Below are 17,829 nucleotides of genomic sequence, written 5' to 3' on the forward strand. Positions count from 1 at the left end.
GCTAACGCCTACGGAACGGAGACATCATGAACCGCGACATCTACCGAGTGGTATTCAATGCCGAGCGCAATGCCTGGATGGCTGTGGCGGAAATCGCACGCGGCCATGGCAAGTCTTCTTCCCGTCGGCGGCGATTGGCGCGCACGCTGGCGCTTGCCAGTGTGGCGGCAGCCATCGGCCCGACCCTCGCCGCGCCGCCCATCCCGCCATCGCTGTCGGCATTGCCGGTTCCATCCAGCGGGGCGCGTCCCTTCGTCTTTCACGGTGCGGTTACCGGCGGGGCGCCAAGCACCGCCATGATCAACGGCATCAATACCATGCGGGTGCCCACCGCCAGCCAGACGGTAGGCCTCAATTGGGACAGCTTCAACATCGGTGCCAAGGCGATGGTGGAATACACCGGCGAGGCGGCGCGCGTGCTCAATCGCATCTGGAGCAATGATCCGAGCCAGATCATGGGGCGCCTGTCGGCGCCCGGCAAGGAGCTGTATTTCATCAACCAGAATGGCATCCTGTTCGGTAACGGAGCGCAGGTGAACGTCGGTGGCCTGGTCGCTTCCTCACTCAACATGACAGACGCCATGGCCGCCAAACTGCTCAACTACGGCTTGCCGAGGGCGCGAGGCGACAGCCTGGAATTTGTCTGGAGCGGTAGTGCCGCGGGCTTCGATACCGGTTTCGTAACGGTGGATGCGGGTGCCCGGATCACCACGCCTTCTGGTGGCAAGGTCGTGCTGATCGCCCCGAAAACGGTGGAAAACCTGGGGTTGATCGAAAGCGGCGGCGGGGGCGAGGCCATTCTGGCGGCAGGCGGGAAGGTTATTCTGACCGCACCGGAAGATCCGAATCTGCGCGGCCTGCTGGTGGAAACGCGCGCCTTCACGGGGCGTGATGCGCTGGGCAACACGGTGACGCTCGATGGCACTGTCACCAACCGGAGCGACGGTACGGCGGACAACGGCCGCATCGCGATGGGCGACGGCGGCGTGGTAAGCCTGGCGGCCTTGGCGGTGAACCAACAAGGCGTGGTCAACGCCACCAAGGCGGTCAACCTGAACGGCACGACCATGCTGGTCGATGGCAGCATTGACGCCGATCGCCTGACAGTGAACCAGCGTGGCGACAAGGCCGAGATCGACTGGGTCAGCGGTTTCAATATCGCTGCCGGCAAAACGGTGGAGTTCGTGCAGCCGAGTTCGGGCGCGGTGACCTACAACTTCGTTCACGTCAACGATACAGGCCGCGCCAGCAGCAACAGCAATGCCGGCCGTTCGCAAATCGACGGCACGCTAAAAGCCAACGGACAGTTTTTCCTGATCAACCAACTGGGTATCGATGTCGGCGGCAGCGCCTCGCTCTTCGCCAATAATATGGTGCTGTCTGCGTTGAATGTGCATGACGATGTGCTGACCGGTGGCCTGTTGATGCAAAACAACCCCGCATCGCGCTCCTTTTTCCTGCGCAAGGCTCAATGGAGTGCCGATGCCGCGAGCTTGGCGGCAACCAAGGCTCAGGCGCTGGCTGAATTCAACCGGGCGACAGTCAATGTCGCCGCGGGCGCCAGGATACGCAGCGCTGACAACGGCTACGCCATCCTGGCCGGTGGTAAGGTAAACAATGCCGGTACGATCAGCACTCCGAAGGGGCAGGCGATTCTTGCCGCCGGTGCCGATGTCTACCTCAAGCCGCCGTTCGCTCAGGCGCTGCGCGGATTTACGGCGGAAGTGAATCCGCTCTACGTCGTGCGCAGCGATGCCGGAAGCGCCTGGGAGGCCCTGTCGCGCGGCGCGGATGCCAATGCCGTGAAGAACACCGGTCGCGTCGAGGCGGCGCTCGGCAACATAACCCTGGTCGGCCACGAGGTCGTGCAAGCCGGCGTGCTGGCCAGTTCGACTTCGGCCACCGCCAACGGGTCGATCCGCCTGCTGGCGCGTGACCAGATGGCGCTCGCCGGCACACCGGGAGATGCCGATTCGGTGGTGGACAGCAATTCGCTGGGCGAGCGCAAGATCGACGTGGCGACCGGCGAAATCGTGCCGTCCGACGCCAAAGATCCGGCCAAGTTCGACAAGCAGAACTTCGTCGTTGGCCAGGTCGGCGGAAAGCTGACCCTGGCCGAAGGCAGCACCACCGCGGTCGCTATCGACGGCAGCAGCGGCAGGATGATTTCGCCCGATCAGACCTTCCTCGCCTCGTCGATCGAAGGCGCGGGGGCGAAGATCGCCATTGACGGCAGTGTCCTCGCCTCGGGGGGCAAGATCCAGTTCCAGGCGCGCGATGTGTTCGTGGCCGAAAGCGCCGCCTTCGCGGGCGACCCGGTCAGGCCTGCTCAGACGGCCGGCGCGGACGGAAAGATCGGCCTGTACGTTGGCGATCACGCGAAAATCGATGTCTCGGGCAGCGTTGCCAGCAAGTCAGTCAACGATCTCTTCATCGAAGTCGAATTGCGCGGCGACGAGTTTGCCGCCAACCCGGTGCAGCGCAATAGTGTGTTGCGCGGCCAGAAGGCCTGGGTGGACGTGCGCGACCCCATCGCCATCGCCGACCTCGGCGGGTGGACCGGCAAGGTCGGCCAGACGGTGGAAGAGAAGGCTGCGGCCGGCGGCACTATCTCACTGCGCAGCGGTGGCAGCGTGATCGTCAAGTCCGGCGCCGAGATTGACGTTTCCGGTGGGCGCGTCGATTATGCAGGCGGAACGGTCAAGGAATCGCGGGCGATTACCCGTGCCGGCCAGGTGTATCGCCTCAATGACGCCCCAGCCGACGCACAGTACGCCGCGCTGATCACGGTGAGTCGCCAGGAGGCGGCCTACAGCGAGGGTAAGAGTGCCGGAACGGTCGAGGTCGTCGGCCACAGCATCGCGCTGGATGGCCAACTCAAAGCGACCACGACACCGGGCACGAGACAGCGCAAGGTGGGAGATCCGGACAGCGATCGCTACGCGCGCCCGTTCGGAGGGCGACTGATCGTTCAGGATGCAGGCCAGCACTATGTCGTCGCTGATCGTCTCAATGCCAGCGATGTGGAAAAGCAGGCGGCCTACACGCAAGCCCAGATGGTGTTCGTGCGCGGAGCCGCTGCCGCGTCTGTCGGACTCGGTGAAGGGGATAGCGCCGGGCCGCGCCTGGAACTCTCCGACAACCTGGTGGGCAGCGGCTTCACGCGCTTCGACCTGAAGAGCGACGGGCGCATCGAGATACCGTCTGACGTCGCGCTGAATCTGGGGCCGGGGGGCAGTTTCAAGGCCAGCGGCCGGCAGGTAGTGGTTGGTGGCGATATCGCTGCTGCCGGCGGCAAGATCGAGCTGTCAACGCGTGACATGAGCGCTGCGGCCGGCAATTATCCAACTGCAGACGATGCACAGTATTCCACGCTGATGTTGGAGAATGGGGCGACCCTGTCCACCGCCGGCAACTGGGTGAACGATTTCCTGGACGGGCGCCTGTCCACCCGGGCCAAGGCAACGAACGGCGGCAGTATCACGCTTGATTCCGCCTACGATCTCGATCTGCGTACCGGCAGCGTGGTCGATGTATCCGGTGGTGGATACGTCGGCAGCGATGGCAAGCTGAGTGGTGGCAATGCCGGCAGCGTCGTGCTGAAAACCGGCCGTTATGGCGATCCCGGTAGCGATTCTTACTCGAGCTCGTCGCTGTTTGCGAATGGCCAACTGCGCGGCTACGCGCTCGGCAAGGGTGGTACGCTCGATATCACCAGCCCCTTCATTCGCGTCGGCGATGCCCTGGTGGCGGCCGGGCACGAGCAATCGGCCAAGGATCGTCTGGCGGCTGGCACCGCCGGTGCTAGCCTGGCCAGCAGTCGTTTCGCCGACGGCGGCTTTTCGAATTTCAAATTGACGGCATTCAACAGCCTGAGCGTCGCGGCGAAGACCGTTGTCCAGCCGTCGCCGAGTTCGTGGTGGCTGGCTTCGCCCCTTGCCTATCGCTACGTCCCCAGCGGTGCCGATCTGGCCAGCTTTGCTCCGCTCCGGCCATTGCATGCCGATGTGCGCAATGCGCCGACGACACTGGAGCTTAGCGCCGGCCGCGATCTGAGCATCGGCGAAGATGCCTACCTCGGGGTCGATCCGGGGGGAGCAATCAGCCTCAACGTCGGTCCAGGCGTCAGCGGACAGTTCGGTCCTGGCCAGCTCAGCGTACTGGGTACGCTGGAAGCGCCGGGCGGCACCATCAGCCTGACGCGCAGTATGCCCTCACAGGTTGACTACAGCGATGCGCAGCAGTCGAAATCGATTTATCTCGGCCCCAAGGCGAAGCTGCTCGCCGCAGGCACCACCCGCCTCGACAAGGCGACCCGCCTCGCGCTGGAAGGCGGTGCCAGCATCGAACAATTGCTGGCGATGGGCAAATACACTGGCAGGGTCAGCGATGGCGGTCGTGTCGAGATCGATGCCGGCCTCGGCTACCTGATCACCCGCGCCGGGTCGGAAATCGACGCTCGTGGGGCGACCGATAGCTTGAACCAGTCGACCGTCACGGGCGGCGCGTCGGCAGCCATGCAGCCCCTTCGCATCGGCAGCAGTGGCGGTCGCGTCGCGCTGACGGCGCGGGAGGGCATGTTCCTCGATGGCGATTTCAAGGCGACCGGCGGGGAAGGTGCCTTGGGTGGCATCTTCTCGCTGCGCTTTGCCAATGATGCTGTGACCAACTGGTATCTGCAGAGCGGTACGCTGCCTAGCGAGCTCAATGCGGTGCGCACGCTCTCCCTCCATGACGGGGGGAGCAAGCATGAAGCGCAATGGGCGCTCGATGACGCGGCAACGGCCAAGTATTTGAATGGGACACAAACGCTGGCCCCGGCGACCTACAACGGCAAGGCCAAGCTCGATACCGCCCAGCTCGCGCGCGGCGGATTCGGCTCCTGGTACCTGGGTAGCGAAGGTGAAATCAATTTCGCCGGCACGCAGACTGTCAGCGTCGCCAACCAGTTGCGCCTTGATGCGAATACCTTCGCCGCCGCGCCGGCCGCAACTGTTACGCTCAACGCAGCTGCCGTCGAACTCGGCAACTTCGCGCTTAACGCCGGTACGCCGGCTGCCGCGGCCAGCGGCACGGCCACGGCCACAGTCAATGCGCAGGACATCGCGCTGGTCGGCAGCTTTGCGTGGAACGGTTTCGCGACCACAACTCTGAGCAGTAGCGGCGATATTCACATGGCCGGCGTGCAAAACAACGTTGCCCTGCCCGGTAGTACGCGCAAGTACAACGGCCGGATGAATGCCACTGGGACCCTAAAGCTGACCGCTGCACGCGTCGAGCCAACGGCCTACAGCGATTTCCGCGTCGATATGCTCGCCGACCATAACGGCAAGATAGAGATCAGACGACCGGCCGGTTCGGTTGCCGGCGATACCCTGTCGGTGGGCGGCCGGGTCGAATTTGCGGCGAACACCATTGATCATTACGGCACAGTAGCCGCACCGCTCGGCGAGATCGCCTTCAGCGCGCCGGCCAGCGGCGGCAAGGTCACGCTGCACGACGGCAGCGTGAGCTCCGTCGCAGCCACGCGGACTAGCCTGCTCGGTCAGACCAGCCAGTCCGGACGGTACTGGAATGTCGAAACCTCGACCTGGGAGAATGGCAGCCTGTCGAGCACCGTGGGCGAAATCGCCGCAGCTCCGGAAAAACGCATTCGTATCGATGCCGGCGACAGCAAGGTGGCAAACGGCGCGGTCCTTGATCTATCGGCCGGGGGGCAGGCGGTGGCCTGGGAGTTCAGCCCAGGGGCTAGCGGCAAGAACGACCCGTTGCTCTCTGCCGAGGGGGGCAATCCGACCCTCTTCGCCGTGCTGCCCAACTGGGTCGGCGCGTTCTCGGGGCTGGACGCGTCGGCGCTGGGGTTGTACGGGGTTTCTGCGCCAAAGGCCACGGGCAAGGACAGCAGCGGGAAGACTACTTACAGCTACGATTTCGTCCCCTCGCTCAAGTCGGGCGACCAGATTCGCATCGACAGTACCGGCAGCGGTCTTGAGACCGGCGTATACACCTTGCTGCCGGCACGCTATGCGCTGTTGCCCGGCGCCTACCTGATCAGCGTCAAGTACGGCACTGGCAGCGCCCTGTCCCGGGCGCTCCAACAGGCTGACGGTTCCGCGCTGGTCAACGCGACCCGCCTCGCCGCCAGCGGCTTGAACGGCAGTACGGTCTCTTCCCGGCAACTGCTGACTGTCGAAGTGGCCAGTCCAACCGTGGTGGCAGGGCGCGGAAAGTTCACGCTGACCAGCGCCACCGACTATTTCTTCGACACCGCCGGCGCGCGTCTTGCCGCCGATGCCGGCCAGTTGTCGGTCGTCGGTCGCGAACGGCTGTTCTTCGATCCGAGCATCATCGCGACGAAGGCGGCCATGGTGGCTGCATCCGACGGTCGCAAGCGTGACGGCATCGGTCTGGAGCTGGATCTGGCAGCGCCAAAGTTGCTGGTCAGCGACGGTACGGCTGTTGCAGCCGACAGCACCTGGTCGACGATCGACCAGGATAAACTGGTGGCGCTCGGCGCCTCGAGCCTGCTGCTCGGCGGTACGCGCGGCAACAAAACGGGAAGCACGGCGATTGAAACGATCGCCGGCGAGGTCAGCATCGCGAACGCGGGCAATGCCGCCGGGGTGCGCGATATCGGCAAGGCGCTGACGGCGGCAGAAGTGATGCTGACCGCACAGGATGCAGTGATGGTGACATCCGGCAGTCGCGTCGAGTCGACGGGCAACGCGGCAGACCGCAGCCTGGCGCTGGCTGGCGATGGTGCTTTCCTGCGCGTCGCCGAGGGCGGCCAGGCAGCTCCCAAGCGCATTGGCGCCAGCCGGAGCACGGGGCGCCTTCATGTCGAGGCCGATGCGGCGGTGGCCGGCCGTTCGGTGGTGGTCGATGCGACGAAGGAAACCATCGTAGACGGCGCGCTCGAAGTCGGAAGGCGCCAGACCGATGGCAGCCGCAGCGGCGGATCGCTCGCCATCGGCGCCGGGCGCATCAACGTGATCGGCAACGCACCGGCGCCGACCGATGGCTTCAACCTGCGTCCGAGCGATATCGAGCGCCTGGTGGCGGTCGACCAACTGCGCCTGACCAGCTACAGCACGCTCGATTTCTACGATAACGCGACGCTCGGCGCGGCCACGCTCAAGGAACTGATTGTCAGTGCCGGCGGCATCGCCGGGCATGGCACTTCAGCCGATACGGCGCACATCGCTGCACAGCAGGTCCGCTTCGAGAATACCGGCGGCGTCGCCACAGGTTTTGTCGCGGGCGGCGAGGGCAAGCTCCAGGTCAATGCCGGGCAGATTGTTTTCGGCGACAACGTCGCCGACCAGGCGACGCGCGATGCCGGCAGCATCGGCTTTGCCATGCGCGGTTTCGACGCGGTCGATCTCGTGGCCAGTGGCGACATCCGCTTCGCCGGCCGCGGCGTGACCAGCATCGACAACCACAGCATCAAGGACGGCGGCAGCGGCAATGCCGCGCAGTTGACGCTGGATGCCGGCCGGGTGACCACGGTCGGTACCGACGATCACCTGCTGGCGGCGAGCGGCAAGACCGCAGTGCGTGGCGGCAGCGCCACTGCTGGCGAGGATACCGGCCTTGGCGGCGCACTCGAACTGCGTGGCAAGTCGGTCGAGGTAGCGGCGCTCAAGGATGCCGACGGCAAGGTGCTCAAGGGCGCCGGCCGAATCGACAGTACGGCCGGCCGCATCACGCTGGCTGCGACCGGCGGTGACGCCGGCGACGGCGTGGTCATCGGCGACGGCGCACGCGTTTCCGCCGACGGCAAGCGGGTCGTTTTCGCCGATACGGCGGCCTATGCGTCCGCCGGTACGATCACGCTGAGTGCCGCCAAGGGCGATGTCGCCGTCGGCAGTGGCGTGACGATTTCGGTTTCGGCGGCGACCGGTGGCGGCGATGCCGGCACGCTGAACCTGGTGGCCCGGGAAGGCGACGTCAGCGCCGCCGCCGGCACGCTGCGCGGCAAGGCCAGCGCCGGCGAGGGAGGCAGCTTGCGGGCCGACGCCAAGACACTGCGCCTGGACAACCTGGCCGACGCCGTCACCGAAACGCTGGATAACGGCGGCACCCAGCCGCATTTCACCGGGCAATGGGACATTCGCCGCCGCAGCGGCAGCCTGGCCCTGAGCGAGAGTGCCGGGGCGACGAAGACGATACGCGCCAGCGAGGTGAGCATCGCCGCCGACAACGGGGGCATTGCCATCAACGCCGGCGGTACCATCGATGCCTCCGGCAGCAAGGGCGGCCGCATCGCCCTGGAGGCGCGCAATGGTGACGTCGTGCTGGGGGGCAATCTCGTCGCGCGCGGCGAGGAAGTAGTCGACAATATCAATAATGCTGGTACCCGCGGCCAGGGCGGCGACGTGCTGTTCGGCACGACCGGCGGCAAGGTGAAGACGCTGGCCGGTAGCAGCATCGATGTCGGCACAGCCGTCGGTAGTGCTGCACAGGGCGGGCGCGTCACCTTTCGCGCCGACAAATCGGCCGGTATCGCCAACGCGACCGATCTGAATATCCAGTTGGCCGGCACGGTCAGCGGCGCCCGTGATGTCGGGGCCGAGATCGTCAGCCGCTACAGCGGCAACTACACGGCCCTGAACGCCGGCACGAGCAGCGGCACGACGCTCGGCCTGACGACGTTCAAGAATGACCTGAGCACGCTCTATTCGAGCGCCAACATGAGCAAGTTGCGCGGCCACCTCGGCTTCGGCACCAATCCGGTTTTCCACGTACGGCCAGGGGTCGAGATCGTCAGCGCGGCGAGCGGCGATTTCACCATTGCCGCCGACCTCGATTTCAGCACCCTGCGTTTTGCCGGCGAAGCGGGGGTGCTGACTCTGCGCGCGCAGAACAACCTGAAGATCAATAATTCGATCAGCGATGGGTTTGGTACAGTCGGCAGTTTCAGTGCAAGCAGCCGCGACGCGAAGATCGGTACCAGCGACGCGAGCTGGAGCTACCGACTGGTTGCCGGTGCAGCTACCGATGCCGCCTCGGCGACGGCAGTGAAGGCGACGGCCAGCGGCGGCAACCTGGATATCGCGGCCGGCAAGCTGGTACGTACCGGTACCGGCGACATCACGCTGGCAGCGCAGGGCAACGTCAAGCTGGCCGACAAGGCGGTGGTCTATACCGCGGGTCGCGACGACACGACGAACCCTGCCAACTTTACATCGGCTGGCCTTCCCCAGGATCAGTCCGACACCGGGCAGCGCAACCACTTCATGAAGAATGGTGGCGATCTCCACATCAGCGCCGGCGGCGACATCATGCAAACGAAGACCGGCACTGTCAGCGACTGGCTGATCTCTTACAGCAAGGGCTTCGACAGCACCCAATGGTGGGCGCGCATCGCCTCGATGCAACAAGGGTTCGCCACCTTCGGCGGTGGTGATCTCACGCTCTACGCGGGCGGTACGATCGGAAAGGTCAATGCCGCTGTCGCCACCAACGGTCGAGTCCCGGGTGTCGACGGGGCGGCGCGTGCCGATCAGGCGGTGATCCAGGGTGGCGGTGACCTCAAGGTGATGGCGAAGACGATCAGCGGCGGGCAGTTCTACGCCGAAACCGGCCGCCTGATACTCGCCGCCGCCCGCGACATCGTCAGCGACACCGAAATGGCGCTCGGCAATACCGCAGCGAACGCAAGCGCGGGTGGTTCGGCCAGCATCGGCAGCGTCTACAACCCGCTTTCGTTCCGCCGCAACCAGCCGAAGAACACGCTCGGTAACTCGGTGTCGACGGGCTACGGCAACACAACGATCGGCTATGGACGGCGCATCGGCACCTACGGCCCGGACAGCAGGCTGGCGATCACGGCACTGACCGGCGACGCCAGCCTCACGATGTTGGGCTACTCTGGGGTGAGTCCCGTCGACATGGCGCCGGAAAGGGTGTCGGTCGTCGCACTCAATGGCGATATCCGCGCCAACATCATGCAGATGCCAGGTAGCAACGGGCAGTTGGATCTGCTGGCGGCCGGGGGCGTGACGGTCGATTCGATCAGTCAGTTCGACCTCCCGGCATCGCGTCTGCCCAGTCTGACCAACACCTTCGCCATCAATCCTTTCGCTTCGGACATCACCGCCGCGAGCCTGGTGCACAGCGCCACGCCATGGCATGCCGATGACCGCGAAGCAAGCCGCATCATTGCGCTCGACGGCGACATCGTTGGTCTCTCGGCCGCCTCGGCGGCTAACCTGAACGAGTCCGCCACCGTCAAGGCGGCGGGTGACATTCGCGACCTCAGCATCGTCACGCAGCATGCCAAGGCAAGTGACGTGACGCATATCGAGGCCGGCGGCAAGCTCGAGATGCCGGCCAACATCCTGGCCTCCGGCGCACTGGAAAGCCGTATCCAGACGAACGGCCCTGGCCGCCTGGAAGTGCTCGCCGCTGAAGGCGTCAATCTCGGCGTTTCGGCCGGGATCGTCAGTCGCGGCAATCTCGAGAACCCCTACCTTCCGGAGGGTGGTGCCGACATCAGCGTGATCGCCGGCACGACGCAGCCGGACTATGCGGGCTTCCGTGCCTGGCTGCAGGCGAATGGATTGGCCGTCGGCGACACCTCTGAAGCAGGCTTGCGCGCCCGGCTCTTCGAGATATTGCGTGATGCCGGTACGGCGGCGCAGGGCGGGGCCGGCGAGGCTGCCTATGCCGAAGGGCGTGCCGCCATCGCCGCGCTGTTCCCCAAAGCCGCGCTGAAGCCGGCGAACATCGATCTCTTCTACAGCGCTGTGAAGACGGAGCAGGAAGGCAATATCGAATTGCTCGCCCCGGCCGGCGGCGTGACGGTCGGCCTGGCGACACCGGACAAGGCCTCGCTGGCCAAAAAGAAGCCTTCCGAACAGGGTTTGTTCACCTTCCGTGGCGGCAGCATGCAGGCGCTGGTGCAGGACAGCTTCCTGGTCAACCAGTCACGCGTGTTCACGCTCGATGGCGGCGACATCCTGGTCTGGGCCGACCAGGGCAGCATCGACGCCGGCAGCGGTGCCAAGACGGTGAGCGCCACGCCGCCGCCGGTACTGGTCATCCGTAATGGCCAGATTGTGCTCGATGCCTCGAACTCGGTGGCCGGTTCCGGCATTGGTGCGCTCGCCTCGCGCGACGATACGCCGGTGAGCAACGTTTACCTGTTTGCACCGCAAGGGGCCATCGATGCGGGCGATGCCGGCCTGCGCAGTACCGGCAACGTGACGCTGGGGGCGCAGCAGGTGCTCAACGCCAACAACATCCAGGCGGCAGGAACTGTTTCCGGCGCTCCGGCCGCTACGGCAGCGGCGCCGGTGGCTTCGGTGTCCACGCCCAAGAGCGATCTCGACAAGATGCTGGAAGAAGCTGCACCGGCCGCCGGCAAACGCGGCGAAGGGGCGCTCGGCATCCTGACCGTCGAGGTCCTTGCCGGCGAGGAATGCGAAACCCGGGACGGCAAGGACAAGAAATGCAACCCGGGGTAACACGCCTGCAAAAACCCGTTTTCATAATTGCTCAATCCGACGAATCACCCACCAATCACGACATGATGAAAAAAATTGCACACTGGGCTGCCGCCGCCGCAGCCGTCATTGCCTTCGCCGCCCACGCGGCTGACGGATTCGATGCCGGCGACTGGAAACATCGGCAGAAAATGCAGATTGACACGACCGCCGAGGGCGTCGAACTGAAGCAGGGCGTCGCCAATGTGCCGCTCGCCCTGCGCCTGCACACCGGCAATTTCCCCTTTGCCGAAGCCAAGCCGGACGGCAGCGATTTGCGCGTGGTATCCGGTGACGGCAAGACGCCGCTGCGCTTCCATATTGAAAAATACGATGCGGCCAACGAACTGGCGGTGATCTGGGTGCAGCAGTCGAAGCTGTCGCCGTCGGCCAAGGCTGATGCGCTCACCCTGCTGTGGGGTAACGACAAGGCGGCTAGTGCAGCCGATGCCAAGGCAAGCTACGACGGACAACAGTCGCTGGTGTTGCACTTCTCCGATGAAGGCACTGTCCGCGATGCGACCGGAAACGCCAACCACCCGCGCGATTTCACCGCACGCCGCATTGCCGGCCCGCTGGGCGATGCTGCAAGTCTCGACGGTACGGCAGTCCTCACCGTACCGGCCTCGCCTTCGCTGAAGCTGGTCGCGGCTAATGGCCTGACTTTCACGGCCTGGATCAAGCCTTCCGCCAACGCGAACGGCACGCTCTTCCACCAAGGCGAGGGTAACAAGGGGCTGGCGCTGGCGGTCAAGGGCAGCAAACTGCTGGCCATGGTCGACGGCAAGGAAGTCGCGTCGAAAGCCACGCTGCTGGCGGATACCTGGCAGCATGTTGCGATGACCCTGATCGGCGGCCGGCTGAGCTTCTACCTCGAAGGCGTCGAGGCGGGCGTGGCCGACGTTTCCGTTGCCGACAGCACGGCCGACATTCGTCTCGGTGCTGGTTTCGCCGGTGAGCTGGACGAGGTGACCCTCGCCGCTACGTCACGCTCGGCCGACTACATCAAGGCCCTGCACGGCAGCCAGCAGCCTGATTCGCCGCTATTCGTCAGTGGGGAGGGCGGTGGTGGTGAATCCGAATCCTATATCGGCATCCTGCTTGGTGCGCTGACCCTCGATGGCTGGATCGTCATCGGTATTCTGGCTGTGATGGGCGTCATCAGCTTCAGCGTGATGATCGGCAAGACGCTGTTCCTGGGGCGCGCCGACAAGGCCAACATCGCCTTTCTTAACCGTTTCCGCGATAACCCGCGCAAACTGCTGCGCCCTGATTCGACGGATACCAAGGCCATCGAGGAAGACTCGGCCATGCGCCATTCGACCTTGTTCCGCCTCTACAGGATCGGTATCGAGGAAATGCGCCATCGCTTCGTGGATCAGGAGAAGGCCGCTACCGAGGCCAACCTGTCGGCCGCCGCGCTCAATTCGATTCGAGCAGCGATGGATGCAGCGCTGGTGCGCGAGAACCAGCGCCTGAACAGCCAGATCGTTCTGCTCACCATCGCTATTTCAGGCGGCCCCTTCCTCGGCCTGCTGGGCACGGTGGTTGGCGTCATGATCACCTTCGCCGCCATCGCGGCGGCGGGCGACGTCAACGTCAACTCCATTGCGCCGGGTATTGCAGCCGCGCTGGTGGCCACCGTCGCCGGCCTGGCCGTGGCGATTCCGGCCCTTTTCGGCTACAACTGGCTGGCCATCCGCATCAAGAACGTGTCGGCCGACACGCAGGTCTTCGCCGACGAGTTCCTGACCCGCTCCGCCGAGCTCTACTCGGCCTGATCGCAGGGAAGCGGCCATGCAAGTCCAGGAAGGCAACCAGCCCTACGATGAAATCAACGTCACGCCCATGCTCGACCTGGCGTACGTGCTGCTGGTCATCTTCATCATCATGACCACGGCGTCCGTGCAGGGGGTCAAGGTGGCGCTGCCGAAAACCGTCGCCAGCGCCAGCCTTGCCAAGCCGGGAACCAAGGCGGTCACGGTCGCCCAGAACGGCGACGTCTTCATCGACGCATATCCGGTCACTATGGAGCAGCTCGACCTGCGGCTCGCCCAGTACCAGGCGGCCAATCCGTCGCTGTCCATCGTCATCAAGGGTGACGCCCATGTCCAGTACGCCAAGGTGATGGAGGTCATGGAGTTGCTCAAGCGCAACGGCATTACCGACCTTGGCCTGGCCACCACGCGGGCAACGAGGTAGCGATGCACGTCCAGGCAGAAACCAAACCCTACGACAGCATCAACGTGACGCCGATGCTCGATCTGGCTTACGTGTTGCTCGTCATCTTCATCCTGATGACGACGGCCTCGGTATCGGGGCTGTCTATCAATCTCCCCAAGCCGTCCAACAAGCCTAGTACCGAAAAGCACGAAATCAAGGTCATCCAGATCTTGCCTGACGGCTCGCTGCACTTGAACGGCGTTGGGGTCAGCGTCCGCGAACTGGAAAACCAGCTCAAGGCGACCATGGCACGCGACCCGAAAGCCTCCGTCGTCCTCAAGGGCGATCCGGCGGTCAATTACGCCCGCGTCGTCGAGGTGCTCGACCTGACCGGGGCGATGGGCATCGGCTCGGTCGGCCTGGTGACGGCACGGATCGGAAACTGAGCGCCATGGATACTCAAATCAAGCCGCCCCGGCGCTGGTTGAACATCGTCGTCATCGTCGTCGCCGGGGCCGCCGTCATCGCGCTGCTCGCCTGGGGAATCACTACCCTGATGGGCGGAAAATCGCAAAAGCCGCGCAAGCCGCCAACCGTCACCCTGCTGCCTGACAAGCCGCCACCGCCTCCGCCGCCGCCCAAGGAAGAGAAGAAGCCGGAGCCGCCCAAGGAAGAAAAACGGGAAATGAAGGTCGAACCGCCCAAGGAAGCGGTGCAGGCCCAGAACGAGCCACTGAAGATGGAAGGCATGGCCGGCGAGGGCGGCAGCCCGTTCGCCTCGGGCTCCGTGGGCCGTGACTACACCGGCGGTGCCATTGGCGGCACCGGTGCTGCCATGCAGGGCATGTTCGCGGCGCGGCTGCAGCGCCACCTGCAGGATCAGCTCAACCGCAGCCGCAAGCTGCGCGAAGCCGATTATCGCGTTGGCCTGCGCCTGTGGTTGCGCCGCGATGGCTCCGTCGAGCGGGTAGAGCTGGCCCAGAGCACCGGCAATGAAGACCTGGATCAGCAGTTGCGGGACGCCATCCTGCAGGCGGGTGCCATGCGCGAGCCGCCGCCGGACAACCTGAGCATGCCCTTGCGTATCCGGGTCACCGCCCGGGGCGCCGCCTGATCCCACCCCATTCGGAAAAACAGAGAGATATTCATGATGTTCAAACGCAAACCCCTGCAGCATGCGGTCGCCGTGGCGCTGCTCGTGGCATCGACCGGTGGGCAGTCCGCCTTTGCCGATGATCGGGAGTCGCTGGAAGTCCTGCGCGAAACGACGCTTAACCTGATCGATGCGCTGGTTGACCAGGGTGTGTTCAGTCGCGAGAAAGCCGATGCGATGGTCAAGGCCGCCCAGGTCAAGGCCGCGCGGGCGGCCACCAAGGAAAAGCCCAAGGCTGGCGCACCGGTCCGCGTGCAGTACGTGCCGGAAACAGTGAAGAACGAAATCCGCGAGCAACTGCGCCAGGAAGTCCTCGCCCAGGCCAAGACCGAGCGCTGGGCCGAGCCGAATGCGGTGCCGGCCTGGGTGGATCGGGTCAAGATCGAGGGTGACATGCGGGTGCGCTACCAGTCGGAGTTCGCGGACGACAAGAATACCGCTCCATTCGATTACATCGTCGCCGCTGCCGGCAGCAATCCGACCGGGGGAGAGGTCACGCGTGCCGCCGGTTTCCTTTCCAACAATGGCTCGGTGGCGACGGGCAATACGCGCGAAGACCGGGATCGTTTCCGCCTGCGCGCCAGGTTGGGTATCCTGGCGCGGGTTTCCGACAGCTGGAGTGCCGGCCTGCGCCTGGCCACCGGCAACACCACCGATCGCGTGTCGACTAACCAGAGCATGGGCCAGGAGTTCAACAAATATTCTTTCCTGGTCGACCGCGCCTACATCAAGTACGACCCGTCCGAGTGGCTGACGATCAGTGGTGGACGTATCCCCAACCCGTGGTTCTCAACCGATCTGGTCTGGGACGAGGATCTCAATTTCGAAGGCTTTGCGGCCACCCTCAAGCCGACGCTGGGCGAGGGCAGCTTCCGGCCCTTCCTGACGGTCGGCGCCTTCCCCTTGCGCGAGGACAACCCGCCGACGCGCGACAACCGTTGGGTGAAAGGGATGCAGCTGGGCGCCAAGTGGGATTTCGCACAGAACAGCCGCCTGACGGTCGGGGCTGCCTGGTACAAGTTCAACAATCTGGAAGGGCGAGTCGAGGACGATACGGCGTTTCTCGCCGGAAACCCATCATATGGTCAGTATGAATATAGTTCCAGCTTACGCCAAAAGGGTAATACGCTCTTTCGGACAAACGCATCATCAGATCGTACTCCGGTCGTTACGAATCCAAATCCAACCATTTGGGGCCTTGCCTCCCGCTTTGAGCCGGTCAACCTCACCGCTTCGCTCGACCTCGCTCATTTCGACCCAGTCCACGTCGTGCTGACCGCCGACTACGTCAAGAACACTGCCTTCGACCGCAGCGAAATTCGGCGGCGCACCGGACTCAACATGGCCGATGGCAAGGATTACGGGTATCTCTACAAGATCATGGTCGGCATGCCCAAACTGGCGCAGCGCCACGACTGGAATGCCGCCTTCACCTACCGCTACCTGGGTTCCGACGCCGTTGTCGACGCTTTCACCGATTCCGACTTCGGTCTGGGGGGCACCAACCTGAAGGGCTATATCCTGGGCTTCAATTACGGTCTCGACCCCAATGCCCATCTGGGGCTGCGCTGGATGTCCGCCGAATCGATCGAATCGTTCTCCCTCAATCCCAACCATCGCTTTGCGGTGAATGTTCTGCAGGCTGACGTCAATGTTCGCTTCTAAGACCACCCTCGCGATGTGTGCCGTGCTCGGCCTGCTGGTCGCCATGCCGGCCGTTGCCAGCGACGCCAAGAAGGCCGATCCGAACAAGGAGCAGGTCAAGCGTCTGCAGCAGGCTCAGCGCAAGCTCGAACAGGAAAAGACCCAGTTGGCGCAGGAAAAGGCCTCGGTCGAAGCAGAGCGCGATGTTGCCCGCAAGAAAGCAGAAGGCGAGGCACAGCGCGTGGCTGCTCTGGGGCGGGAACTCGGTAGCTTACGCAAGGCGAAGGAAGATCTGGCTGCCCGCCTTGCTCAGGTCGAGGTCGAATTGAAGCAGGCGCGGGAGCAGATCGCCAATCTGGAGGGCGAGGGAAGGCGTTTGCAGGCCACCCTCGGTGGCGAGAAGCAGCAGCATGCTGCCTGCGTTGCGCGCAATCAAGAAATGCACAAGACCGGGCTGGACATCCTGGCGCGTTACCAGACCAAGGGGTGTTCCGACAGCGTGCTGCAGGCTGAGCCCTTTACCGGCCTGAAACGGGTCGAAATCGAAAACACCGCCGAGGATATGAAGGAGCGGCTGGATAGTCAGAAGATCGGTTCGTGAAAAAACTGGTTCTCGAATTCCGGCGCGGACTGATAAGTCCCGATATCCTCCGTATCCTACCGTTCGCCGCCTTTATTGTTCTCATGGCGCTGACCCCAAGGCTGTCGGGCGCCGTCGCCCAAGCGTTCGATCCCCGTTGGCTCTATGCGCTGCGAGCAGGGGTGGCTGGCGCCTTGCTGATCTGGCTGTGGCCGCGCCTGAGCGAATTGGCTGCCATGCGCCTGCCAGGGCGGCGGCAGCTTGCCTTGGCCGTTGCTGTCGGTGGCGGCGTGCTCGCTGTGTGGTTGTTCCTCGACGGTGGGGTTTTCATTGTTGGCCAATCCGGCCCGGGCTTTGACCCACGGCATGCCGATGGCAGCCTCGACTGGGCGCTGGTTGCAGTGCGTCTGGCAGGCGCGGCGCTTGTAGTTCCGGTCATGGAAGAACTGTTCTGGCGTTCCTGGCTGATGCGCAGGATTCAGGAAAGCGACTGGCTGATGCTCGAACCGGGGGACGTGGCGCTGCCTGCCGTGCTGATGTCCAGCATCGTTTTCGGTATCGAGCATCAGCAATGGGCTGCCGGGATTGTCGCCGGATTGGCCTACGCCTGGCTCTTCATCGCGACCCGCAATCTGTGGGTGGCGGTCGTCGCTCACGCTGTCACCAATGCCGGGCTCGGTATCGTGGTTCTGCTTACCGGCGCCTGGCATTTCTGGTGAATTGATCCGAACCGCAAGATTTCTATCATCTGCTCGTAATGTCAGGCGAATATCCTGCTGATTGGTTCAATGGACAAGCTG

General features: G+C 64.2%; 8 protein-coding genes. All 8 read left to right on the forward strand.

Features of this window, described 5'->3' with window-relative positions:
• Positions 1-26: 26 nt before the first annotated feature.
• The 8 genes from AB6Q56_RS17655 to AB6Q56_RS17690 all read left to right on the forward strand — a co-directional run bounded on the left by AB6Q56_RS17655 (position 27) and on the right by AB6Q56_RS17690 (position 17,748).
• A complete protein-coding gene (locus tag AB6Q56_RS17655; RefSeq protein WP_434514357.1) occupies positions 27-11,471 on the forward strand; it encodes a filamentous haemagglutinin family protein in 11,445 nt (3,814 codons plus the stop codon).
• Positions 11,472-11,533: 62 nt separating this feature from the next.
• On the forward strand, positions 11,534-13,270 hold the full coding sequence (locus AB6Q56_RS17660) for a DUF2341 domain-containing protein (RefSeq protein ID WP_434514358.1): 1,737 nt from the start codon (positions 11,534-11,536) through the stop codon (positions 13,268-13,270).
• Between the two features lie 16 nt (positions 13,271-13,286).
• Positions 13,287-13,691 carry an ExbD/TolR family protein gene (locus tag AB6Q56_RS17665; protein WP_434514359.1) on the forward strand — a complete coding sequence of 135 codons (405 nt, stop codon included), beginning with the start codon at positions 13,287-13,289 and terminating at the stop codon, positions 13,689-13,691.
• Between the two features lie 2 nt (positions 13,692-13,693).
• A complete protein-coding gene (locus AB6Q56_RS17670) occupies positions 13,694-14,098 on the forward strand; it encodes an ExbD/TolR family protein (RefSeq protein WP_434514360.1) in 405 nt (134 codons plus the stop codon).
• Between the two features lie 5 nt (positions 14,099-14,103).
• Complete coding sequence (locus AB6Q56_RS17675; RefSeq protein ID WP_434514361.1) at positions 14,104-14,766, forward strand: energy transducer TonB family protein; 663 nt, start codon at positions 14,104-14,106, stop codon at positions 14,764-14,766.
• Positions 14,767-14,799: 33 nt separating this feature from the next.
• On the forward strand, positions 14,800-16,470 hold the full coding sequence (locus tag AB6Q56_RS17680; RefSeq protein WP_434514362.1) for a putative porin: 1,671 nt from the start codon (positions 14,800-14,802) through the stop codon (positions 16,468-16,470).
• A complete protein-coding gene (locus AB6Q56_RS17685; RefSeq protein ID WP_434514363.1) occupies positions 16,457-17,050 on the forward strand; it encodes a hypothetical protein in 594 nt (197 codons plus the stop codon). The genes AB6Q56_RS17680 and AB6Q56_RS17685 overlap by 14 nt, the downstream gene beginning before the upstream one ends.
• Positions 17,047-17,748: a CAAX prenyl protease-related protein gene (locus AB6Q56_RS17690; protein ID WP_434514364.1), complete on the forward strand. Its 702-nt coding sequence runs from the start codon at positions 17,047-17,049 to the stop codon at positions 17,746-17,748. The genes AB6Q56_RS17685 and AB6Q56_RS17690 overlap by 4 nt, the downstream gene beginning before the upstream one ends.
• Positions 17,749-17,829 lie beyond the last annotated feature (81 nt).

The organism is Dechloromonas sp. ARDL1, from assembly GCF_051122455.1.
Lineage (GTDB): Bacteria > Pseudomonadota > Gammaproteobacteria > Burkholderiales > Rhodocyclaceae > Azonexus.